Genomic DNA, 22,861 nt, shown 5'->3' with positions numbered 1-22,861 from the left:
CGCAGGCGTCCGAACGAATCAATGAGCTTGAGAAGCAGCTCCGCGGGCTGGATCAGGTCGGCCGCGGCGGCGGTGCGGGCGGTGCGGCGTTCGGCGGCGGCATTGTCCGCTCGCTCTCCTGGATCGGGCGTACCGCGGGTGTAGCGGCGGGCATGGGCATCGCCGGCGGCTTGTATGCGACAGGCATGGTTGTGACTGACTCGATTCAGAAGGCGATGGGCTTTGAAGCGCAGATGTCGACAATCGCGGCGCTGACAGGCGCCTCGAGCGCTGAAATGTCCAAAATGCAGGCGCTGGCGCTCAAGATGGGAGCGAGCACGAAGTATAGCGCGATGGAAGCGGCGCAGGCGATCGAGGAGCTGCTGAAAGCGGGCTTGCGCCCTGCTGCAGTACAAGCGGGCGGGCTCGAGGCTGCGCTTAATCTGGCGACCGCCGGCGGACTCGAACTGGCCGAAGCGGCGGCGACGATGGCTACCTCGATGAATGCATTCAAAAAGGATGCGATGAGCGCCGCCGAGGTATCGAACATCCTGGCGGGAACGGCGAATGCGGCCGCGACGGACGTCCACGAGATCAGCTATGCGATCGCCTCGGCGGGCGGCGTGGCTGACATGGCCGGCCTGTCCTTCCGCGATTTGAACGCTGTGATCGGCTTGATGTCCAATGATGGCTTGAAGAGCGGTTCGGATGCCGGCACGAGCTTTAAAACGATGCTGATGTACCTGCAGCCGCAAACCGATAAGGCGACCAAGCTCTTCAAGAAGCTCGGGATCGGCGTCGGCGCGGCGAACAAGTTCTTCTCGAAGGGCAAGATCAAGGACATCAAGGGAATTGCGGAAGTGCTGCGCACGGCGTTCGACGGCATGTCGGAGCAGGACCGAACGAATACGATGCTCGACATGTTTGGTACCGACGGCATCAAGGCGGCCACGACGCTGTTCAAGGCTGGCGCCAAGGGAGTCGAGGACTTCCATAAGGAAATGGCCAAAGTCACAGCATTGGATGTCGCCAAGAAGAAGATGGACAACGCGGCCGGCGCGGTCGAGCAGTTTAAGGGTGCGATTGAAACGCTCCAGATCTCGGCATTACTGCCGACGATGCCGATCATCAAAGACCTTGCCAACGCGGCAGCCGACTTCGTGAGCGACTATACACCGGAGATCACGGCCAGCATCGAACGGATGGTCAACGGGGCCCGTTCTTACGTGAACGACAACTTCATCAATAACCCGGACTTCAAAAAGCTGAACACGTTCAAAGCTAAAGTCGATTTCATCTTCCAGGATGTAATGGAGACCTTCAACAACTGGTGGGATGCGACCGGAAGCGCGAAGTTCGAGCAGATTACCAGCGCGGTAATGAGGCGCTTTGTCAATATGCTCGACGCCGCGGTGCCGCAGTTAACCGTAGTCGGCCTGAAGCTCGGTAAGAGTCTGGCTGCCGGCATGTGGGACGGCATAATGGATTCGAGAATCGGGGTACTCTTCAATATGGCCCCGAGCTGGCTCGAGAATTTGACCGCTGGGGACTACGGCGATGCTGCTAAAAATTTCGTATCGTTCGGTCAATGGGGCGAAACTCAGGCCGAGAAGCATGATAAGAAGGATGCCCTCGAGACGGTCGAGTACGCAGTCAAGAAGTACAACCTATACGCCCCTGAGGATACCAAGCCGATTAGCCCGTCCATGAAATTGGGACCGCAGATTTATCCCCGCGAGAGCAACAAAGATCACAAGGATCTTTGGGCGAAGACGGCCAAGCCTTCTGTGACTACGAACACGAATCACAATAGCTTTGTCATGGAAAACAAGCCTACGATCATCATTCAGGGCAATGCGGATCGCCAGGTAATCAATGAAGCTGTTTCAGCTACGAAAATCGCAGCAGAGAAGCAGGCGCGAGAATTAATCGCTCAGGTGGGTAGGAGGACTGCGTTCCAATGACTTATATGACGAAGCAGGGCGACACTTGGGACCTGATCGCGTTCGCGCAGCTGGGCAGCGAGGTGTATATGACCGACCTGATCCGCGCGAACCCTGATCATGCCGACACCGTTGTATTTTCCGCCGGCGCGGTGCTGACGCTGCCCGGGATTGAGCAGGGAGCCGCGGTGTCCGCTGAGCTGCCCCCATGGAAAAGGGAGGGGTAGGCTATGCAGAGTCAGAGCGCACGACAGGCGGTGCTCACGGCGACTTACAACGGCAAGGATATAACCGCCGAGCTGCAGCGGTACCTGCTTGGCTTTACCTACACCGACAACTATGCGGGCCAGCTGGATGATCTGCAGATCGACCTCGACGACCGGGAGAGGCTGTGGCAATCCACCTGGAGCCCCGCAGCAGGCGACACGATCGACGCCCGGATCAAGACGATCAACTGGCGAGGACCGAACGAATTTGCTTTTCTTCCGTGCGGTAAGTTCGACGTCGATTCTGGAACACTCTCCGGCCCTCCTGATCGATACCAGTTACGAGCGCTCTCTTTACCCGCCGGATCATCTGCGAGCCGCGAGAGGCGCACGCGCGCTTGGGAGAAGGTGAAACTCAAGACACTCGCCGCTGACATCGCCAAAAGTGCGAGGCTCGTGCTCCTGTATGAAGCCACGGACAACCCGTTGTATGATCGCGTTGAACAAACCGATCAGACCGATCTTATGTTTTTGCTGGAGCAATGCGCGCGCGAGGGCATTGCGATCAAAGTGACCAATGGGAAGCTTGTGCTGTTCGATGAGGCCGAGTACGAAGGGCGCTCGCCGATCGCGACGTTGCAGAGGAACGAGGCTACATCTTATTCGTTCGAATGGAGTACAGTGGATGCTGCCTATCGCGCTTGCGAGTTGACGTACACTGACAGCAAAAATAAAACGCTCAAGGTGACGTATACGCCGCCGGACGCTCCGCAGAAAGGTCCGGTTCTGCGGGTTAGAGATAGCGCCTCATCCGAAGCGGAAGCGCTAAGAGTAGCGCGCAAACGACTGAGGGAGCAGAACAAGAATTATGGTCGTGCTAGTCTCGCCTTGCCTGGCGACACCCGTATGGCTGCGGGCTCCACGATCACGACCAGCGGTTGGGGGCGTTTTGACGGCAAGTACATCATCGAGCGGGCGAAGCATACGATCGGCGGCGCCGGAGCGTATACGACCGATATTGAAATCCGGAAGGTATTGGGGTGGTGAATATGCGGATCCGGGTGGGCAGGGTGTCCACAATCAATAGGTCGCAGGGGACGATCCGGGCCACTTTCCCCGATGCAGATAACATGGTATCAAGCGAGCTGCCGGTTCTTCGAATTGGCGGCTTATTCGGCATGCCCGCGGTCGGCGATTCGGCAGTTTGCTTGATGCTCGATGACGGATTGGGGGCAGGCTTCTTTCTTGGATCATTTTACGAGGGGATCGCGCCGGCCGGGCCCGTTCTCACGGGCGACCTGAAGGTAACCGGCGTCATCGATGGTACCTTACGAGGGACGGTGATCGATCCATGATAGGCACATTGGGAGCGGTCCCTTTTGTGGTCGACGCGCAAACGGTGAGGACGTTCGAAGAATTCACCCGCAAGTCGGCTGGACGCTGGTCGCAACATGACCGGATCGGCGCGAAACCGCTGCTGCAGTGGGGTGGCCCTGGGCTCGACGAAATCTCGTTTACAGTCCGGCTCGATGCGACGCTCGGGATCAACCCGCGGCGCGAATCTGACAACCTGACGCTCATGGCCGGCGGCGGCAAAGCCTATTCGCTCGTACTGGGCGGCAAGCCGATGGGCGTCGGTCTATGGGCGGTCACATCGGTCGAGCTCTCATTCCCCGCAATTGATAATCACGGAAATGTGTTGGTGGCGATTGCCGCAATCAGTCTGAAAGAATACGTGGTGAAATGACATGACAATTAGGCTTGTTGTGGAGGGGCATGTCCCGATTGACTTCGGGGCGACGGGAGAAGAGGAGATCCTCCAATGTGTCCGGACGATCGTCTCGACGGTCCAGGGAACGGTACCGCTCGACCGGGCATTCGGCATTGACGGTGGCGTGATCGACCAGCCGATGACGTTGGCGCCCGCCTTGCTGGCCGCGACAATCATCCAGCAGGTTGGGCTATACGAGCCGCGCGTAACGGTCAAACAGGTGGAATGCCGCCAAGGAGAGGTTGACGGGGCGCTGGTTCCTATTATTACGCTCGATCTAGTAAGTGAGGTGGTTTAATGGCGCTCGTTGATTTGCCTGAAATCGACGTCCTCAGCGGGGACGTACAGGTGACGCTCAATAATTTCATTTCAGTTTACGAAGCCCTGACAGAGAGTAAGCTCTACCCCGGTAACCCGGTCCGTCTGCTCTTCAACACGGTAGCAGCTATCATTGTCCAGCAACGGGAACTGATTGACCTCATGCGGAAGAGTAACCTGCTCAGGTACGCGAGCGGAGCTGCTCTCGATCATATCGGTGCATTCTCGGGAACGACACGGCTGCCGGCTGAGTTTGCAAGAACCTCGATTCGGTTTTCGTTGTCAGCTGGCCGGCAAGTCCCGGTCACAATCCCGGCGGGCACGCGGATCAGTACAGAGAGTGACCCGAAACGTTATTTTGAAACGACCATTGCCGCGAATGCTCCTGTGGGCGCTTTAAATATAGACGTCCCGGCGGCCGCCCTCGAACCCGGTGCGCAGAACAACGGCTTGTTGGCAGGTCAGATTAACCAAATCGTTGACCCTGTTGCATATGTCGCGTCAGCATCGAACACAACGATAAGCAGCGGCGGCGCAAATATTGAGGATGATGATTCCTACCGCCTCCGGATCCAAGAAGCACCGGAGGCTTTTTCCGTTGCTGGCCCGGAAGGAGCTTATAAATTTTGGGCGAAAACGGCCAATTCTTCAATCGTCGACGTCGCAGTCCACTCGCCAACGCCAAGTGATATCGTTTTAGTTCCGCTGTTGATCGCAGGCGGCATACCGGGACAATCGGTACTGGATCAGGTAACGGCCATTTGTAGTGACAAGCGAGTCCGTCCACTTACGGACCGTGTCTCCGCGGCGGCGCCAACGGTGGTCAATTATACGATCGCATTTACGTACTGGATTGATCGTGACCGCGAGGTCGAAATAGCAGCCATTCAAACTGCGGTCGCCCAAGCGGTGCAGGATTATATCAATTGGCAGCGTTCAAAACTCGGCCGTAATATCAATCGTTCTGAGCTCATCCGACGTCTCGTGCAAGCGGGAGCGTCTAGGGTTGACGTTACGAATCCACCGCAAAACGGCCTTGTCGGCACCACGCAGGTTGCCATAGTCTCCGGCACCCCGGCCGTCACGTATGGAGGTCTGGACGATGATTAATCTGGACAGCGCGAGTCTTCTCGACCTCCTGCCGTCGAACCTTCGAAACGATCCGACGGTGGCCGCGGCCTGCGGCGCAATCGACTCGGAGCTGCGCCAGTTGACGACGGAGATCAGACAGATCAATTACTTCTCCCGGCTGGATGAGTTATCGAGCGAGCAAGCTGATGAGCTGGCATGGCATTTTCACATTGATTTTTACGATCCGGCATTGCCATTAGAACAGCGTCGAGTTCTTATTAAGAACAGCTACGATTGGCACCGGCGGAAGGGTACGCCGTCAGCGGTGGAAGAGATTGTACAGACTGTGTTTGGTGACGGGGAGGTCGAGGAGTGGTATCAGTTCGACGGCGAGCCTGGCACCTTCCGCATTCTCAGCTCCAACACCTCAATTACCGCTGAGCAGACGGAGCGTTTCCTCGCCGCTCTGAATTCCGTTAAGCGTAAGAGCGCGCATCTGGACTCAATCATTAGCACCGCATCGGATTCGATGGCCGTGTATGTCGGAAGCGTACTGCAGCTCGGGGAATTTATTACGATTAGGCAGGTGGATTAGATGGCCGTATTCTCGACGGCATTTACAAACAAGGGCCGCGCGCTTATGGCAAAGGTTCAAACTGGGGCGCAGCTCAACTTCACACGCATTGCTTTGGGGGACGGGACTTTAAGCGGCGGCCAACAGTCTTCATCTTTCAACGCACTCATCAGTCAGAAGTACAGCGTACCCATTTCGCGCCTGAAGACCCTCACGGATGGCAGGGCGAGCGTCGGAGCCAGCTTTAACAATTCGGCGGTTACCACGGCGTTTACTTGGCGGGAAATCGGTCTATTCGCAATGGACCTCACGGAAGGAGAGATTCTTTACTGCTACGGCAATGCAGGCGGCACCGCTGACGTCATCGCTCCGGGAGGTACTAATCCGCGCGAGATCATCATGGGACTGGAGATCGTCATCGGGAACGCTTCGAACGTCACAGCCAATATCAATACATCTTTAGTTTTCGTGACCACTCAAGAGCTCAATGATCATCGTATAGCAGCGGTTCTTGATCACCCCGACGGCAGCGTAACGGATGCAAAGATCGGCAGCAGAACGGTTACTGATTCGACGGCACCTGTGGCGACGGGCACGCTGCTTGCACATCTGAACGGCTTGGCGTATCAGATCAAAGCCATCACTGGCGAGGGCGGATGGAGGACAGCGGCTAGCACAACGCTCAAGGCGATAAAGACTATGTTGGATGCCGCAACATCTGCGGCCACCGCAGGCGCTTTATTGCTGCGCGACGCAGCTGGTCGGGCGAAGGTGGCTGCTCCGGTGGCGGGCGACGACATCGCTCGAAAGGATACCGTCGATAATGCAGTGTCATCAGCCATCTCAACGCACACAGGCGCGTCAGATCCGCATTCGCAATATGCGCCTAAGGTATCGCCAGCGCTAACCGGGACACCAACAGCGCCGACTGCGGCCGCAGGTAACAACACAACACAAATTGCGACAACAGCATTTGTAGAGGCAGTCAGAGTTAACCTGGCCAATTCAGATGCCCTAAAAGCGCCGCTTGCTTCCCCGGCATTAACTGGGACTCCAACGGCACCCACTCCAGCGGCGGGAACAAACAGTACCCAGATCGCGAATACAGCCTTTGTCCAAGCAGCAATTGCTGCTTTGATTAACGCAGCGCCGGGCGCTCTGGACACGCTCGACGAATTGGCTCAAGCGATGGGAGATGACCCGAACTTTGCTGCAACGATAACCAACGCACTCGCATTGAAGGCTCCGCTGGCGTCCCCGGCATTGACCGGCACACCGACAGCTCCGACAGCGGCGAGCGGGACCAGCACGGCCCAGCTTGCGACTACGGCGTTTATTCAAAGCGCTATTGCTGAACGCACTAACCAAGATTTGCGGACGACAGCAAGTCCTACTTTTGCCGCAGCGACGATCGGCGGATTAAACGTGAAGTCGGAGATAGACAGTTTAAAGTCATCTGTCAGTAGTGGCAAAGATGCTATCGCTTCCGCCATTGCTGACATGTCCGGGAGGACGACGAGTGGGAGCGATACTTTTGCTAACCTTGCAACAAGGATTAGACAGATTCCGAAGTCAGCATCGGCCAGTGATATCCTTATCGGGCAGACATCGTACACAGTAAGTACCCTAAAGTTCCGCCCCGAGTTTGTCTTTGTCCGGGCGTCGTGGGTGAGTGGGGATTACAACTACGAATATCATTACCATGGAGCTGGCGCGACCGGATGGGAGGGATTGACCCGTACAGTTACCCAGATCTCCATGTATAAGCCGGGAGGGACCCTGCAAAGTGTCTCCGCCACCACACAAGTATACGGCGCGCCCCATATAAGCGTAACTAACACCGGGTTCCAAATCAGTAGTGTTCCGAACCCCGGCTCTATCGTGTCGCTCACTTGGGTAGCATGGGACCAAAACTTCGGCAGTGACTGGACGGCGTTGTAAAGAAGAGCGATGCCCCGTACCTAGCGGGGCCATATTTTTTGAATGGGGAGGCGGCGCATTGGGCGGCAACGGCGATGAAATGAAATTGATCATCGAAATGAAAACCGATATTGCCAGCATCAAGACGATACTCAGCACGATGGCGAACACGAATGCGATGGCGCTCGAGGCTGTTCAATCAGCAAAGTCGGCACATCTTCGTATTGGTGAATTGAACGAAGAGATCAAAGAAATCAGAACAGGGCAACGATGGCTGATCGGGACAACGATTAGCGCCGTTGCTCTTTTTGTTGCGGCTGTCGGAATCATTATCAAAATTTCAGCTTAATGGAGGTATGGTTATGGATTGGAACGTACTGCAAGGTTTGATTGATCCGAGTCTCGTTGTTGTAGTCGCGGTGTGCTGGGTTCTTGGATACATTTTGAAACAAACACCGCAAGTGCCCGACTGGTCTATCATCTTCATTGTTACGGCATTCGCGATCGGCGCTGTTATCCTCACACTGGGCCTGACTATTGAGAGCGTGCTGCAAGGCATCCTTTGCGGCGCCGTCGCCGTGTACGGGAACCAGATTATTAAGCAGGGGGTAAAGGGGGCCAACGAGGATGACCACTAAACCGAAGCTTGATGGCATCCTCGGCCAGGGCAGCACGGGCGCATCGGTCGTCGCGCTGCAGAAGCGCCTGCGCGAGTTAGGCTTTACGGGAAAGGACGGCAAGCCACTCGTACCTGACGGCCAGTTCGGGCAGAGCACGCTCAACGCGGTCAACGCGTTTAAGACCAAAAACAAGGTTCACAACGTCGGTACCTCGGCGGGTAAGGTCGGGAATTCGACTTGGGACGCGCTGTTCCCGCTGGAACCAAAGTCTCCGGTGGCCCTCGAACCGGTTTACTACAGCCAGGAGGATCCGCGCTGGCGGAACACACCGTACACGATCCGCGGCGACAAGACCCAGACGATCGGCACGTCCGGCTGCGGCCCGACCAGCGCGGCCATGAGCGTCAGCTCGCTCACTGGCAAAACGGTGCTGCCACCGGAGGCTGCCAAGTACGCCATTGATAACGGGTACCGGACGCCGAACAACGGGACAGCATGGACCTTCTTCGGACCCTTCGCGAAGCTTCACGGATTGCACTGCAAACAGACAGGGGACTTCGAAGATGCCCGCGCAGCCCTCGCGAAAGGAGCGCTGGTTGTCGCCTCGATGCGAAAGGGACATTTCACGGGGGGCGGGCATTACGTCGTCCTGGCGGGGCTGCGCGATGGCCTGATTGTGGTATACGATCCGAACCACGACAACATCAAATACGGCACGGATGGCCTGGTTAACCAAGGATCGCTTCGCAACGACGGCAGGGTGTTGGCCCGAGAAGCGGTCATCCGGAAGGAAGCCGGCCAATATTGGATTATATCGAAGTAAAAGTAAATCCCCCTGTCTCACTGACGGGGGGATTTGTTTTCATGTTCTATATTTAGTTTCACATATTCATATTCAGATGGATCATCTGATCCGAATAATTCTCTGCTAACCCCTAGGGCAACATCATTTGTGCCTAAAGGAACCTCGAAAACAACCTTCCCCGTTTTAGACAATCCAGGATTAATGCCATCCGCTACAGAAAAATAAGAGTCTAGAGCGATAATTAAGTCCATATCCGAACTCGTTTTGTAAAGGCGATTCGATTTATCGATCAACACAAATTGGCTGTTATCGACGGTTACTTCCTTGTCTCCGAAATTTTCGGCCTTAATAGTGACTACGATGAATTGGTTTTCTGTTTTGACATCACCTATGGTTTTTGTTACACGAGCCAAAGCCGGGGTATAGGCTGTTCCATTTAGGATTGCAGAACCACCAAGAGGAGCAACGATAACCGATGGCTCCGACGGAGAAGAAGGTGTAGCTGAAAAAAGATCATCAAATTTACCCGATAGCAATGCTGAGATGAACAATACTCCAATTACTAGACCAATGATAATCCATGTATTTTTCTTCGAATACTGTCGGAACTGTTGTTGTGACTGCTGCACTCGCGAACCAACCCCCCAAGTATGTAGGTATTGAACGAGGCAAGTATAAAACAAATTCCTAAAATTAACAATGCGAAAAAAACCGCCTACAAAGTAGACGGCCCGAGCCTCAAGCTTTTCCAACCTCCCGAATTCCTCTATCAACCGAAAGCCATCCCCATTTAAATTAAAGTTGAATACAGAACGTATATTCGGATAAAATAAGAACAATTGTTCTTATTCGGAGGTTGTTCGATGTGTCTACCACCTCATTACCCACTCAAGAAGAAATGATGCTGATCCGTGACGCAGTGATTTTACCATTCTTGTTGGACCTCGTTCAGAATAACCGAACACAGATGGAACTGCAATCAAACTCGCTTAGAAGCCTCTACGTCAAGTCAGCGGATGTTCTGCTCGATCGGATTCACAAAGACTTGGTCGAGGTCCGCAAGCAGATGCGCCAAAAGAAGATCAAGGTGTTCGAGCAAGAGCGAATCTACGGAGACGCTATTCACTATCGTTTTGTCTGCCGTGGGTACGAGGACAATTTTTTGTTGATGCGAATGGTACTGAAATCGGAGATGAGCACAAGGCTGCCGAAGTACATCAACTCGATATTTAAATGATTGCCGCATGCCGCGCAACCGGGGTACGGCATTCTGTTTCCCCTTCCTGGTTGCCGCAGACACGGTAGCAATCCATTTCTCGTTTATCCCCACACACGACAAAAAGACCGCCGGCATGCTGCCAACAGTCTTCACTCTTAATTAGTCATTCAAATTTATTGGTATGAAATCGGCGTTACATACCTGCACTTTGGGAAAGAGCTGCAGCCATAGAATTCACCTTTCGGTCCCGTGCGGAGTACCATTCTGCTACCGCATCGTCCACAGCGGCGATCTTCCTGAGGGTGCTCTGCTTTAATTGCCTGGATAACCGGTGCGGCTCCTTGTTCCGTTGAATTCATTTTGAGACTCATTTCGATTAGCTGCTCGCGGTTAATTAGTCGGATTCCATTGGACTTAGCAAGCGCGTATGCTTCATTGGTATATTCGCGGTTTGAGATGACCCAGCCTTCGAGGGCACCATAATGCGCTATTGAGGCTTGCACCTCTTGCACGGCTTTCAAGCCAACGTTTTTACTGTGGCGCTTCGCTTGGACGACGATCTTCTTGCCGTCCTTCTTAATGACCAGATCGGCCCCATAATCGCCTGCCGCGCGTGTAACCTCAACCGAATAGCCGTGCGATTTGAGCAGGTGGCCCAAGTAATGCTCGAATTGCCGTCCGTCCATTTCGTCGATTTCGCTGATTCCGGAGAGCTTTAACCGCTCAGCACGCTGTTTATTTCGGTAAAGCCTAATTCCGATAAACGAAGCCAGGACAGCGACGGCAGCCGCAACAGCTGCACCGAACGATTTGGTGAGGGTAAGCACGCCGATGAATGCACCGGCGATCGCCATCTTCAACGTGGCCTCGATCATATCCTCATAGGTCATTTGTTTCTTCTTCCGCCTTCGTGACAAGTAGTATCTCTCCCTTATACAGTTCGATAACTACTATTTCGGTAAATACTTTCCATAATTTAAGACGCGGATTGGGAATAAGTCATTCGATAATTTCTGCTAGTAACAATGCATCGGATCATAAAACGCGAACTGAACAGGCGCGCCGCTGTCATTAATGCGGAAGAACTGTGTTTCCATCCTATTTCCGTTCAATTCCCAGGCTGATGTTTTAACCTTTTTGATCAAGAACTTGTTTACCATTTTGCATGAATTGCATTCCATGTAGAAGATCTCAGATCGGATGGCGTAATCATGAAACTCGTCGAGACACGCGCCACAGTAGCATCTTCCGACGAACTTATTATTTTCATCCTGCTCAATGCACGGGATCATCTAGTTCTTCTCCTCTCCAAACAGAGGGAAGGAGAAATCAGCTTCGTCCTCATCTTGCTTTAAGAGTTCTGCATACTCCGGCTCTTTGTCGAGTTTATTTTCAAGGAACCAGTTAAGAAACGATTGAGCAACCTGTAAGTTTGTAGCTTCGCTTGGATAGAAACCACCTGCTTTAATTGAACCACCGATTGCATGAAGGAGCTGGACGTGTGCTTTCTGAGCGTAGTTATCATCGACATCGAGTGCAAATTTAAAGTCCAACATTTCTATTGTGGCGACCGCTGCTTTAAGGCTCAGATCCACGTTCCCAAAGACTTTTTCGTCACCTTCACCTGTTATTGTAACGTTGATGCCTTCCGAGAAAATTTCGATTTCCGCTTGTTTGTTCTTCTGTGTCACTAGCTTCACCCCATCATTGAATGTATGGAATTTCTTATTCCACACACTTCCAAAATCACCTCCTTTTTTCGACAAAGTTCAGTTACTTCGCTCGTCTCTTCTTCTTGGCCGCGGCGTGTTCGGCTGCTGCATCTCGATTTCCGCACTTTGACGCGCTTTGGCGGCGGCACCATGTCGGCAATAAAGGCGGAGGCATCCTTGCCGCTCGGCAGCCAGACCTTGTTGATCGCGACGTGCTTGTCGGGCAGACCCGCGTAGAGCGCCAAGGGAAAAGGGGAAATTGAAATTCCAAGGGAGATAGTTACAAAATAAGTGACAAGAAGGAAAAAAGGTTTTATTATAAACATTGTCGAAAATAGTTCAAAAGAGTTATATACATACAACGTCAAAGGAGTCGTTAGAACTATCATGAAAGACAAAGTGAAGGGTCTAGTAGCAGGGTTACTTATCGGAACAGTTGTAACGGGAGCTACGGCTTATGCAGCTGGTGGTAAAATGATTGAAGTTTTTTATAACGTGAAGGACATTAAAATTAATAAAGTATCGAAAACACCTAGTGAAAAACCTTTCGTTTTAAATGGGACGACATTTGTTCCATTACGATTTGTTGCGGAATCTCTTGGAGAGACGGTTAAATGGGACTCAAAAACAGCGACTGTCTGGATTGGGGAACAGCCAGAAGCCACTGCAAAGTATTTCGGAGATAATCTCTCGCATATGAACTGGCAATCAACGTCTGAGTTCTTCATGGATTTCAATTATTCCTATAATGATAAAAGTATAAAAGACAATGTAGGTAATACATATAATAATTTCATTAAAATTAATGCTACTTATATGACTGGGAAAGATTCCACAGCTCTTCTCGAGTTCCCTCTCAACGGACAATACAAGAAATTTGTTTCAAAGTTAGGATTTACAGATGCCGAAAAAGATTCCCAAGAAATCGTAACTTTCACGGTGCTGTTGGATGATGTATCTGTAACTACGCGAACGATTAAAGCAGGTGAGTTTCCAACTGATCTTAATATCGATGTTTCTGGAGCTCAAAAAATCGGATTTAAAGTCTCTAAAACGGAACATCATGGTTCGGGATATGAAGTAGGTCTTTTTGAAGCACGGTTATTAAAATAAATCAAGTGTTAAGCACCAGAGTAAGCAGCCGGTCAATGATTGGCTGCCTTTTTAGTTACGATAGCAACTACGCTGGTACCTTTCTATTTCACTTTGTTCTTCCTCTTCTGCGCCCCAATAATCTCCCTCTCGATATCCGCAATCCATTCACTGTCCATTTGCGCATACTGCGCGCGCTTCTCCTGGATCGTATCGCGCACCTCTTTCCATGGCCGGCCGTACCGCTCTGCGCATGCTTGCCATACATGACTGCGATCTCTCACCTTCGAAGGCGGCGCTACCATGTCGGCAATGAATGCGGGAGCGTCCTTGCCGCTCGGAAGTCGAACCTTGTTGATGGCAACGTGTTTATCTGGCAGGGAGGCGTATAGCGCCTTAGCGTCGGTATAGGGCGCGAACGCATGCGAAAACCGCTTGAGCTCGCTTTCGCGCTCGGTCTTGTAGCTGGTGATGCAGGCGCCGCCGTCCAGCAGGGCGTTGGCTGCCTTACCCATCTGGTCGATGCTGTGGCCGGTGAAGAGACTCTTCACGCGGTATTTCCGGAACTCGACAGCGGTACCGGAAGCGCGATCCTCGATCGCCCCGACAATTTTATGCGGCTCGTCGATCCATTTGAGCACCGGTCGGCGCGCGGCCTGCTCGGTATCGATGCGAGAGAACGCGTTGAAATTGACCTTGTCGTCCACGAATCCGAGGATGGTTGACTGAGCTTCTTGCCATGCGTCAAAGCTCGCCTGAATGACGACAACGTGTCCGCAGCCTCCCTCGGGGTTATCCATGATTCGGCGCAGGTCAAGGATCGGCTTGCCGTCAGGCTGCAACTTCGGCGGCTGGTAAAAGAGGTTGGCGAGGAACTGCGTGCTGCTCAACGTCTTCAGCCTGGCGAGGATTGGCTCAACGATTGCCGCGTCCGCGCCGCGTTCGGCCTTCTGCTGAAGAGTCCGCAGGTCGTTGACGACATCCGGCATCGCGAGCACGTCCGGCAGCTCCAGCAACACGGCGCGGTAGGCGGGGGACGTCAGCGCGAGCTCGAGGTCGAGGAATGCCCAGCCCGGCCGCGCTGTGATGGCGCGCATGCAGCTGGTCGTGTATTGGCGCATGCGGTCCGTGAATTCCCCAGTTGTGGACAGACTGTTGATAAATCCGATGAAGCGCGCCGTGATCTTCTCGGAGATCTCGAGCGCGGCCAGCTCGCTGTCGCCGGACGCCGCCGCGAATGTGCGGCCATAGATATCCTCCCAGCCGGTCGGGATCGGCCAGGCCTTGTTGTCAAAATTGAGGCAATGGATCTTCTCCTCCGGGAAGTCCGCGGGCAGGCAGTCCACGAAATTGCGCAACATCTGGCCGTCCGCAGTGTCGATGAGGATTACGCTGAAGCCGGCCATGACCATGTCGTATGCGTAGACCGTTCCGTATCCTTCGGACTTGCCGCTGCCCTGTTTGCCCTGGCCGAAGGCTGCTGTGCAAAGAGCGTCGTATACCGCGGATTGCGATACGCCCTCGTACGCCTCCAGCGGTTGCCGCGCAAGCTTGCGCACGCCGCGCTCCGTGACCCAGCCGATCCGAACGGACAGGACGTCCTCGAGCGTCAGTTCGTCGGGCAGGCTGATCTCCTTGACCTTGCGCGCCTGGATCTGTGGAAACTCCTCGATCAGCGTGTCGCCGGGGAGCTGCAGCAGCTTGCCGGCTTCGTCCGTGCTCAGTTTGAGCGGGTGGAAGCGGATCGAGAACCCGCGGCGCGTTTCGATCGCGTCGAGATACCGGGCTGTCCATTTGGCCGGTACATCGTACCGCTCGAGCTCATTGTTCCCGCTAATATCCTTCCACGCGTTCGCGATGGTGTAGGCGGCGTCGCGGCGGCGGCCGGCGTCCTCGGATTGTACGGCGATCCGCAGCCAGCCCTTCAGAATCTCCTCCCCCGGTTTCTTCTTGCTGGCCGGCGTCATCTCCTCCCTGATCTGCGCCGCCTCGCGGTAGCTGCTCTGTTCGCGGCGCCATTCGGCAAGCGCGGCCTTCTGCTGCGGTGTGAACCGCGTCAGCTCCAGCAGTTCATAGCGGGCGCGCTCGAATGCCTGGTGGATGAGCCGCAGAAACTTGTGCTGCAGGCTGGCATCCGGCACGTATCCCTTCTCCAGTAGGTCGTGCGCTTCCTTGGCTTCCTTCATCCATGCGCGCCGGTCGTACGGCTCAAGCAGCGCGTCGAAGATCGCGACGTCGTCGCCTTCGAGCGTCCGGACGGCCGTCAGCATGGACGGCAGCGGGTAGTTGTTATCCTTGTCAGTGGCGAGCGAGAAAATGTCGTGCCGGCGGTAGGAGAGCTCTGTGCAAAACACTTTGGTCGGATCGAGACGCGGGAGCCCTCCGGCGATCTCCTGGATCGTGATACCGGCGTCATAGATGGCTTCGGCTTTGCGGAGCACCTCGCCCGCCTTGTCACGGGGAAGCAGCAGGTAGAAGTTGACGCTGCCCGCGCGCATGACGATTCGGAAATTGCAACGGTAGGGGCTACGGTCCGTGCAGATCGTTTCGCCCATGGCCGGATTGCCCCAGCGACGGCGCTCCTTCGGTGAGCGATAGAAGCTCGCCATGACCTTAGCCAGCACATACGCCTGGTTATTGCGAATCGACGGTGTCGGGCTGATCTCGTAGACGACGTAGTCATCCGGCTCGCGGCGGTAGAATCGGTCCCAAGGAATCGTCTCGACGGCGCCGGACACGCGGCGAGTGAACCGACCAGCGGCGGCGGCCGACTTAACAAGCATCCCGGCAACCGTATCGCGGAAGAGTGGGCGGGATGGGCGCGGGCCGGACGTATCCCCGCGACGACGGGATGACGCGACCACCGGCAGCTGCGCGTGATGCGCGACAGGGTAGAGTTCAATCCGGTCGACCCGGCCGCCGTCGTGGAACCGGTAAAGCGTACTGCCGATAATCGCGGTGATCAAAAAAATCCCTCTTTTCTCCCATCGGATTGTAAGAATGTGTATACTTACTTTGAACAATTAATAGAGAGGGGCACACAAAAGAATGCTGCATATTTTTTGGGATAATTCGAATATCCACTTCGTTGGACTAAATCATGTTTTTCCGTTAAACGATCCTGGGGTGGAGCGCGGGAAATACCGGACTCATTTTCTGAATTTGCTTGAGCTTGCACGCGATGGACGAGAACTAAAGACCGCAGTTGTTGCTGGTAGTGTTCCGCCCCCATCCGATGGGGTTTGGAACCATCTGAAAAGTTTAGGTGTTAATTTGCAGCTACTGAATCGCGATCTTACTAATAAGGAGGTAGGGGTTGATGAAACAATTCAAACCTATCTACTACGAACAATGATTGACGTAGATCCACCGGAGACGATCGCTCTCCTCACTGGTGATGGTGCTGGAGAAGAATTTGGTATTGGTTTTCTCTCCGATATCAAGCGTGCGCACAAACTCGGATGGAACATCGAGGTTTATTCTTGGGGCGCCGGGTGCAAAAGAGAACTGCGTGAATTCGCACAGCAGCATGGTAAGTACGTCAACCTGGAAGACCACTACAACCACATAACATTTATTTTGGGCGGTCGTCGTCCGGTATAGATGTAGCTAGGCAGGGAAAGAAGTCCCCTGCCTATTTTCATGCAAACACCATTCCCCTCAGAATCCAGAATACAACCCAGCCCCAAGCAATCCACTTCTTCGGCCACTTCGCGCCGCCCATCAAGATCATGATAAGAACGATCGTGGCGATCATCAGCGGGTTGTCGAGCGTGCCGGACCCGAACACATCGCTGAGCTCGCGCCAGAGGTTGACCGGATTGACCCAGTATGCGACCTCGCGGAAGAAATGGCCGATCGCGGACATGGTATTGTTAAATCCTTCGAGCGCATCCTGCAGACCGCCCAGCGGGCCGCTGTGGGCTTCTGGCGGGGCGAACGACGCCGTACCGAGCGCCCGGTCGATCAGCGCCGTCGGGTCAATGTAGTGGCCGTCCTCCATGAGCCCGAGGTGAAGGTGCGGCCCTGTGCTGTGCCCTGTGTTACCGGATAGCCCGATGACGTCGCCCGCCTGCAGGTGCTGGCCAGGGTGGACGGAGATCCGCGACAGGTGGCCGTATATGACATCGTGGCCGTCCGGTGTTTGGAGCATGACGCCGTTGCCGAGCCGGTCGGCCCCCGCGACGATCCGGCTGACGACGCTGTCCGCGACGGCATGCAGCTCCGTGCCTTCCGGGATGGCGACGTCAACGCCGGTGTGCGGCGCCGTGTGCGCGCTGTCGATCGCGCCATAAGCGGAGGAGATCCGCGGGCGGATGTTGATGATCATGACCGTCACCCTTTCGTCGGCGGGATGTATGTCGGATCAAGCCGCGGCGCGATCTGCTGCTGGTGCTGCTCGATCTGATCCCAGACGTCGACCTGAAGGCTGCTCTGCAACTCCAGAAATACGAGCGGCACGAGCAGGATGCCGATATATCCGAGCACGCCCTTGATGATGCGGCCTTTCCAACCGGGAAAGTCCAACTGCGCCTCCACGATGCCCCAGATCGTAATCCCCATACCGACCCAGAAGGAAGCCTTCTGCAGCAGCAGGATGATATTCCGCCCACCGGACATCGTTTTGACGGACGCGGCCAGCACGCCGGACGGTTCGAGCATGACGGCCAGCAGCATGACTGCCGCGGTATAAGCGCGGTGGTTGCGCTTCAGGTGCGCGATGATCCGATTGATGCGCAGCGCGTCCGCCGCGGGCAGTTCGGCCTGCGGCAGCTCCGGCCCCAAATCCATAATGACTTTCGTGCGGCGCCCGTCGTAACAGCGCGCGCTGATGTTAATCGTGGTGATCATTTCGCATTCCGCCCCTTCTTAATGAGATCCGTGAGCCCCCAGATAACCATGCAGCAGCCAAAACCGAATATCATTTCCGCCGACCTCCCTTCGCGACGATCGTCAACGTGATGACCGTAAAGATGCAGCCCCACACGATGTAAAACATAAGCATGACCTCCTCGGTATGCGCGGCCGTGCCGCCGATCATAATAGCCGTATCGAGTTCGAAGGGAGGAACTAGGGATGCCATTTGTGGCAATTGCGGTAGGTATTGCGATGATGATCTGGGGCGCGCCGACGGTGTTCGGCGGTTAACGGTTGGGTTTAAAGACGGTCGGCCTTGACGGGCTGGCCGTTTTTTCTTTGCCCTGCTGCAGGATGATGTCGAGCGGTTCCGGGCGCGCTGGAAGCGTCGGACGGCTGTCAGGCGGTGGGACGAGCAGCGGGCGCTCCTTAATCTCCGTGGTCATCTTGGTCCGTATCCCAAGCATCAGCCGCATACCGTCACGTACCATCTCCGACAGCACGCCGCTGCTAAGTCCGGCGGTCGCCTCCCTGAGATCCTCATCGCGGCCATCGCGCAGCCGCGCCTCCAGCTTCTTACGTACTTTGTCTGACATGTCGTCACACTCCCGTCTGACGGTTGATGATAGAGCTTATGGGCCATAATTTGTCCAAAATGCACGGTTCTGTGAATATTATTTTCAAAGATTGTCCACCCTCCTGATATACGAGAAGGAGGGATTGTCTTGTGCGGATTGGGGAAAAGGAGGACTGCATTGGGTGTATATCTTGACCGACATAAGATAAGTCAAGGGGCTTTAGCTGCCGCGTCGAGAAGAAGCCGAAATACGATCGCGGATCTATGCGATGGAGATAAAGGGGTTTTCGCACAAGCAGACACGAAGATTGATATCATCGGAGCTCTGCGTCGGATGGGTTATGACGTGGACCCTGAAATGTTTTGGCCTAAATAAGAAAAGAGCGTCAGACATTGTGTCCGACGCTCTTTGTTTTGCCCACCCTGAGCGCCGCCTCCGCAGCGAGCTGCTTCAGAGCGGCGCTTTATGATACCCATATACACTTAACATTTATTATAAATGGGTTGGCAACTTGCATAGATCTTTGATGTAATTTTGGCGTCTAATATTAGTAAATAATATTTCTTTTAATTTCTTCTCCTGTAGAAGTCGTCGTGGCAAGCTTTAGTACAATTTGAATGTATCGTTCTTTGCTCATACCAAGAACTTCGGCAGCTTTTTGAATCATCGGCTTACCTGGAAGGAATTTCAAGAAATCTTCGATAGATGCTGCCTGTTCTAATGATTTCTCAATTCTTTCCCTCTCTTCTTTAAAAATAAGTGAGGGATCTATTGCCCAATTCTCTGGCTTTAGAGCAGACACAAAATTTTCTTTTAATGAATCAAGATCTGGGTGATGCCTCAATTCATTCAATAACTTTACTGAATGAAACTCAAAGCGCTTCCTCGCTCTTTCGAGTATCTCTTTGGACTTAGGACGCTGAAAATATTCTTTTGTTCGTTCAACAAATTGATTGTATTTTTGCTCTGGAGAGTCTTCACCCAGTTGATTACAAACACAGGTAAATACTTCGGGTAAGATAAATAAATTTTCGAATTCATGAACTTTAAGGGGAAATATGTTTGGGGGTAAATTTGAGCTAGAGAAATATTCCTCTGGCCAATAATCTCTGTCAATAATCCCCCTTGCAGTCATACCCTGAATAATTTGCCCCGAGTTGAAAACTTCTACACACTTTATTACTTCAGTGCAACTCCCAACAGGGACTACTAAAGTTCCTTGATCTTCGAATAACTTGCTGTAAAGAGAATAGTCTGAATTGTAATCACCTTCACAGAAATACACATTAGTAGCTTGTACTGAAAATGAAGCAGCTCCTAGTATTTCTCTAAATGCATCACTAGGCAAACGATCGTCAGAAACTATTCTAATGTCATTAGGTTTATTAACAATAATAAACTTTGGATCAGTGCGTGATAAAGCAAAGTTAAAATCGTGAGTAATATATACAAACCGACAGTCCGGCCTCATACTCTCTAGCTCGTCCCATACTTTTCGTGCAAGGACTGGATGCAGATGAATTTCTGGCTCATCAACTACAATCACCTTCCCGTGGTCTACATCAAGAACTCTAGCCACAAGATAAAAAACATTCTTTTCCCCATCACTTAAGCTCTGTGTTTGGTATATTTCTTCTGTTTCAGATAAGCTTGATACGACTTCTAAATTGTGTGATCCTTTAAGTTTAATGGTTCTTCCAGGGAATATCGAATGCCAAAATTCTTGCAATCTAATAAACCTAGTCTTTTCAGGAGTTGCAGGAATATTATTTATGAAGTTGTCCCTAAATTGAGTGGCAGACTCAACATCTTCCGCTTTATATTTTGACAGTAGATTCGTAATGTCATTTACAGGGTTCCAGTAATTATTGGAACTTTCATGACGTTGTCGCCTTAGTTCCTCTTGAACCATCTCTTTGGATTGCATTGGGATTTGTCCATGTACGGTAACATAACGAGAAGCAGGGATCCTATCTGCATTGTTGATACGAGTAATATCAACTCCAAAGCGAGTTTTCCCTGATCCATTTGCACCTAAAATTACTATTGGGTTAGTTCCTTCAATGATTTCACTTGAGGGTAATTCGACTCTTATTGTTGACATTTTAGGAGACCTCTTTTTATTATTAGTTGCATTATCTGTAGCCTCTACTTTCATTGATAATGATTTCAAACGAGTTCAACTAATTAGAAGGCAATATTCTTAATTTCTATGTGGGTCAATAGACCTGTTAATTATCTCTTTTTCTTATAAAAAGAGATAACCCATGCATCATTGTGAGAGTATATAGACCGGGATGATGAACTTTTACAAGAACACTTGTTCTATTTTGTAGTGCTATGGTATTATCTGTATATCTGATTGAGAGGTGACCGGCTATAAAAAAGAAAATTAGTCTAGATAATCTGGCTTTCTTACTCGGGAAAAAGCCGGGTTATTATCAGACCAAATTGGACAATCTCAATCTTCAAACCTGCGATCGAGACGTATCATCTCAATCAGTTTCTTCCATTCCTTCGGGCTCAACGGACGGCCGTCGATCTCGAACTGAGCCATAAGCTCTTCATCAGTTAACTCGATTTTCCCAATAAACTCTCGCTCGTTCTCCATCGAGCCGGGAGTTTTTTTTGTTTCATCGTCGGAGCTGCCCATGAGGTAATCAGTTGTCGTGCTGAACAACTCAGCGAGTTTAACGAATGTTCCCCATTGAGGGACCGCCCGACCGAGCTCATAGTTTGTAACACTTACTCTATCCACTTCCAATAATTCAGCTAATTCTAATTGAGTCCAACCCTTACGGTTACGCATTTCTTTTATTCTTTTAGCAACTGTTAGCTTTTGTGCTTTATCCATCGTGGCACCATCCAGAAAAATAATGGGTTGACGTGCATGAAATGCACATGCTATTATTTGCCTGTGCAGTAAATGCACATTAGAAAATAGCATATGCAACAGAAAGGAGGTTCATACATTGTCAAGAAGAAAAGCTGACGCTCGCATCGTTCAAAAGCGCACGCGTTTCCGGGAGCTCCGTCTCGCCAAAGATAAGTCCCAGCGTGCAATGAGTTTAGATTTCGACTGCAGCGAAAGTTGGATTCGAAGCATTGAACATGGTCGTTGTAATCCGGAATTAAAGTTCGCTTTTCGACTGGCAGAGTACTTGGGTTCCACCGTAGATGATGTTTTCCAAGACCTAAAGGATTGAATTTCTTTTTTTTGAAGTTGATGTGCATTTAATGCACCTTTGTCTACAAGGTATTATAAAGCGTTCAATTATATAGCGCAACGCGAACAGATGCGAACATATAAGCCGTTTGCTTAATTTTTACAAAATACGATGCGGAGGTGTGATTCCTTTGAACCATACGGAATTGCTTGAAGGAGATACTCTTCTCAACCATCTGCTTTTGCCTGGTAGGCTATCGGGTCCAGTTCTTGTTAGCGACCTGAAGAAAGGCCGCGAACACCTCAGAGATATCGAGAACTGCAAGGCACAAGGAACAATCCGCTCAATGACGGCCAACATCCTGGAGGAGAACCGATGAGCCGGGTAGCTCAGACGCTTGCCGAACGGATCTTCGAACTGCGGATCGAGAGCAAGCTGACGCAGGATGAGACGGCGGCCAGGCTTGGGATCAGCCGAATGGCGCTGTCGCACTTCGAAACACGTAAGCGGCGCCCAGGAATCGTCATGCTGGATACGATCGCCGATCACTTTAACGTCACGACCGACTACTTGCTCGGGCGGACGAATGAAAGGAGCATGCCTGTATGTCTCAGCAAGCGCGCGCGCCGATAGCTGAATGCGCTGATCTAAACTGCGAGGTTCAAATTTACGCCGGCGATCAAGTCTGGCGGAAGGGTCACCTACGATACTGCTGTCTGAAATGTTTGTCCCGAAATCTCGGTCAAACCAAAGTGTTGGTCATCAATCATTAGGAGGAATATCCCATGAAAGCTACTGGTGTCGTGAGAAAGGTCGATGAGCTCGGCCGTGTCGTAATTCCGGTTGAACTGCGCCGCACGCTGGATATCAAGGAAGGCGAATCGCTCGAGATCTTCGTTAACGGCGAGCAAATCATGCTCAAGAAATATGCCCCCGGCTGCACGTTCTGCGGGAAGGTTGAGATCTCGACGACGCTGGCCGGGAAGCATGTGTGCAGCGGCTGCCGTGACACTCTGGTAAGGGGGTAGA

General features: G+C 52.6%; 28 protein-coding genes. 18 read left to right on the top strand and 10 right to left on the bottom strand.

What is annotated here, in order from left to right; translation table 11 throughout:
• The first annotated feature begins 152 nt into the window (after positions 1–152).
• From ACFSKT_RS13445 to ACFSKT_RS13390, 12 genes are read left to right on the top strand one after another with little or no spacing between them, the layout of a single operon-like run.
• A complete protein-coding gene (locus ACFSKT_RS13445; protein ID WP_377721511.1) occupies positions 153–1,943 on the top strand; it encodes a phage tail tape measure protein in 1,791 nt (596 codons plus the stop codon).
• Positions 1,940–2,149, top strand: coding sequence for a tail protein X (locus ACFSKT_RS13440; protein WP_377721510.1), 210 nt, complete (start codon positions 1,940–1,942; stop codon positions 2,147–2,149). Before ACFSKT_RS13445 ends, ACFSKT_RS13440 begins: the two co-directional genes overlap by 4 nt.
• A 3-nt stretch (positions 2,150–2,152) precedes the next feature.
• Complete coding sequence (locus ACFSKT_RS13435) at positions 2,153–3,175, top strand: phage late control D family protein (RefSeq protein ID WP_377721509.1); 1,023 nt, start codon at positions 2,153–2,155, stop codon at positions 3,173–3,175.
• Between the two features lie 23 nt (positions 3,176–3,198).
• Positions 3,199–3,483: a hypothetical protein gene (locus ACFSKT_RS13430; protein ID WP_377721508.1), complete on the top strand. Its 285-nt coding sequence runs from the start codon at positions 3,199–3,201 to the stop codon at positions 3,481–3,483.
• Positions 3,480–3,875, top strand: coding sequence for a phage tail protein (locus ACFSKT_RS13425; RefSeq protein WP_377721507.1), 396 nt, complete (start codon positions 3,480–3,482; stop codon positions 3,873–3,875). The genes ACFSKT_RS13430 and ACFSKT_RS13425 overlap by 4 nt, the downstream gene beginning before the upstream one ends.
• A gap of 1 nt (position 3,876) precedes the next feature.
• Positions 3,877–4,197, top strand: a complete 321-nt coding sequence (locus tag ACFSKT_RS13420) for a GPW/gp25 family protein (protein ID WP_377721506.1) — start codon at positions 3,877–3,879, stop codon at positions 4,195–4,197.
• Complete coding sequence (locus ACFSKT_RS13415; RefSeq protein ID WP_377721505.1) at positions 4,197–5,327, top strand: baseplate assembly protein; 1,131 nt, start codon at positions 4,197–4,199, stop codon at positions 5,325–5,327. Before ACFSKT_RS13420 ends, ACFSKT_RS13415 begins: the two co-directional genes overlap by 1 nt.
• Positions 5,320–5,883 carry a phage tail protein I gene (locus ACFSKT_RS13410; RefSeq protein ID WP_377721504.1) on the top strand — a complete coding sequence of 188 codons (564 nt, stop codon included), beginning with the start codon at positions 5,320–5,322 and terminating at the stop codon, positions 5,881–5,883. The genes ACFSKT_RS13415 and ACFSKT_RS13410 overlap by 8 nt, the downstream gene beginning before the upstream one ends.
• Positions 5,884–7,803 (top strand): phage tail-collar fiber domain-containing protein, encoded by a 1,920-nt coding sequence (locus tag ACFSKT_RS13405; RefSeq protein ID WP_377721503.1) that lies wholly within the window; start codon positions 5,884–5,886, stop codon positions 7,801–7,803. It begins immediately after the preceding gene.
• Between the two features lie 58 nt (positions 7,804–7,861).
• Entirely contained in the window at positions 7,862–8,131 is a 270-nt protein-coding gene (locus ACFSKT_RS13400; RefSeq protein WP_377721502.1) for a hypothetical protein, read from the top strand.
• A gap of 13 nt (positions 8,132–8,144) precedes the next feature.
• Positions 8,145–8,420 carry a phage holin family protein gene (locus tag ACFSKT_RS13395; RefSeq protein WP_377721501.1) on the top strand — a complete coding sequence of 92 codons (276 nt, stop codon included), beginning with the start codon at positions 8,145–8,147 and terminating at the stop codon, positions 8,418–8,420.
• Positions 8,410–9,225 (top strand): C39 family peptidase, encoded by an 816-nt coding sequence (locus ACFSKT_RS13390; protein WP_377721500.1) that lies wholly within the window; start codon positions 8,410–8,412, stop codon positions 9,223–9,225. The genes ACFSKT_RS13395 and ACFSKT_RS13390 overlap by 11 nt, the downstream gene beginning before the upstream one ends.
• Before the next feature lie 17 nt (positions 9,226–9,242).
• On the opposite strand, the gene ACFSKT_RS13385 is transcribed toward ACFSKT_RS13390, so the two are convergent.
• Entirely contained in the window at positions 9,243–9,959 is a 717-nt protein-coding gene (locus ACFSKT_RS13385) for a DUF4352 domain-containing protein (RefSeq protein WP_377721499.1), read from the bottom strand.
• Between the two features lie 113 nt (positions 9,960–10,072).
• Here ACFSKT_RS13385 and ACFSKT_RS13380 point away from each other — a divergent pair, with 113 nt between their 5' ends.
• Positions 10,073–10,444 (top strand): YhjD family protein, encoded by a 372-nt coding sequence (locus tag ACFSKT_RS13380; RefSeq protein ID WP_377721498.1) that lies wholly within the window; start codon positions 10,073–10,075, stop codon positions 10,442–10,444.
• Positions 10,445–10,599: 155 nt separating this feature from the next.
• Here the strand turns inward: ACFSKT_RS13380 and ACFSKT_RS13375 are convergent, their stop codons facing one another.
• Positions 10,600–11,316, bottom strand: a complete 717-nt coding sequence (locus tag ACFSKT_RS13375; RefSeq protein WP_377721497.1) for a restriction endonuclease — start codon at positions 11,314–11,316, stop codon at positions 10,600–10,602.
• A 402-nt stretch (positions 11,317–11,718) separates the two neighbouring features.
• Positions 11,719–12,162, bottom strand: coding sequence for a hypothetical protein (locus ACFSKT_RS13370; RefSeq protein WP_377721496.1), 444 nt, complete (start codon positions 12,160–12,162; stop codon positions 11,719–11,721).
• Positions 12,163–12,525: 363 nt separating this feature from the next.
• Here ACFSKT_RS13370 and ACFSKT_RS13365 point away from each other — a divergent pair, with 363 nt between their 5' ends.
• On the top strand, positions 12,526–13,251 hold the full coding sequence (locus ACFSKT_RS13365) for a stalk domain-containing protein (protein WP_377721495.1): 726 nt from the start codon (positions 12,526–12,528) through the stop codon (positions 13,249–13,251).
• An 83-nt stretch (positions 13,252–13,334) separates the two neighbouring features.
• Here the strand turns inward: ACFSKT_RS13365 and ACFSKT_RS13360 are convergent, their stop codons facing one another.
• Positions 13,335–16,196 carry a type IV secretory system conjugative DNA transfer family protein gene (locus tag ACFSKT_RS13360; RefSeq protein WP_377721494.1) on the bottom strand — a complete coding sequence of 954 codons (2,862 nt, stop codon included), beginning with the start codon at positions 16,194–16,196 and terminating at the stop codon, positions 13,335–13,337.
• 82 nt (positions 16,197–16,278) lie between these two features.
• On the opposite strand from ACFSKT_RS13360, the gene ACFSKT_RS13355 reads away from it, so the two are divergent.
• Positions 16,279–16,833 carry an NYN domain-containing protein gene (locus ACFSKT_RS13355; protein ID WP_377721493.1) on the top strand — a complete coding sequence of 185 codons (555 nt, stop codon included), beginning with the start codon at positions 16,279–16,281 and terminating at the stop codon, positions 16,831–16,833.
• Between the two features lie 37 nt (positions 16,834–16,870).
• Here the strand turns inward: ACFSKT_RS13355 and ACFSKT_RS13350 are convergent, their stop codons facing one another.
• The 6 genes from ACFSKT_RS13350 to ACFSKT_RS13325 all read right to left on the bottom strand — a co-directional run bounded on the left by ACFSKT_RS13350 (position 16,871) and on the right by ACFSKT_RS13325 (position 21,519).
• Positions 16,871–17,560, bottom strand: a complete 690-nt coding sequence (locus ACFSKT_RS13350; RefSeq protein ID WP_377721492.1) for a M23 family metallopeptidase — start codon at positions 17,558–17,560, stop codon at positions 16,871–16,873.
• A gap of 5 nt (positions 17,561–17,565) precedes the next feature.
• Positions 17,566–18,081 carry a hypothetical protein gene (locus ACFSKT_RS13345; RefSeq protein WP_377721491.1) on the bottom strand — a complete coding sequence of 172 codons (516 nt, stop codon included), beginning with the start codon at positions 18,079–18,081 and terminating at the stop codon, positions 17,566–17,568.
• 70 nt (positions 18,082–18,151) lie between these two features.
• A complete protein-coding gene (locus tag ACFSKT_RS13340) occupies positions 18,152–18,313 on the bottom strand; it encodes a hypothetical protein (protein WP_377721490.1) in 162 nt (53 codons plus the stop codon).
• A gap of 61 nt (positions 18,314–18,374) precedes the next feature.
• Entirely contained in the window at positions 18,375–18,683 is a 309-nt protein-coding gene (locus tag ACFSKT_RS13335) for a hypothetical protein (protein WP_377721489.1), read from the bottom strand.
• A gap of 529 nt (positions 18,684–19,212) precedes the next feature.
• Positions 19,213–20,769, bottom strand: coding sequence for an AAA family ATPase (locus ACFSKT_RS13330; protein ID WP_377721488.1), 1,557 nt, complete (start codon positions 20,767–20,769; stop codon positions 19,213–19,215).
• A gap of 357 nt (positions 20,770–21,126) precedes the next feature.
• The gene (locus ACFSKT_RS13325) at positions 21,127–21,519 is read right to left on the bottom strand and encodes a helix-turn-helix domain-containing protein (RefSeq protein WP_377721487.1); all 393 of its coding nucleotides are present in this window, start codon (positions 21,517–21,519) and stop codon (positions 21,127–21,129) included.
• A 118-nt stretch (positions 21,520–21,637) separates the two neighbouring features.
• On the opposite strand from ACFSKT_RS13325, the gene ACFSKT_RS13320 reads away from it, so the two are divergent.
• From ACFSKT_RS13320 to ACFSKT_RS13310, 3 genes are all read left to right on the top strand, one after another.
• Positions 21,638–21,871: a helix-turn-helix transcriptional regulator gene (locus tag ACFSKT_RS13320; protein WP_377721486.1), complete on the top strand. Its 234-nt coding sequence runs from the start codon at positions 21,638–21,640 to the stop codon at positions 21,869–21,871.
• 336 nt (positions 21,872–22,207) lie between these two features.
• Positions 22,208–22,465 (top strand): helix-turn-helix domain-containing protein, encoded by a 258-nt coding sequence (locus ACFSKT_RS13315; protein WP_377721485.1) that lies wholly within the window; start codon positions 22,208–22,210, stop codon positions 22,463–22,465.
• 152 nt (positions 22,466–22,617) lie between these two features.
• Positions 22,618–22,860, top strand: coding sequence for an AbrB/MazE/SpoVT family DNA-binding domain-containing protein (locus ACFSKT_RS13310; protein WP_377721484.1), 243 nt, complete (start codon positions 22,618–22,620; stop codon positions 22,858–22,860).
• The last annotated feature ends 1 nt before the right edge of the window (position 22,861 follow it).

This window comes from Paenibacillus xanthanilyticus (genome assembly GCF_042682185.1).
GTDB classification, from domain to species: Bacteria; Bacillota; Bacilli; order Paenibacillales; family Paenibacillaceae; genus Paenibacillus_Z; species Paenibacillus_Z xanthanilyticus.
The sequence above is the reverse complement of the archived record's forward strand: the minus strand, read 5'-3'. Positions and strand labels throughout refer to the sequence as shown.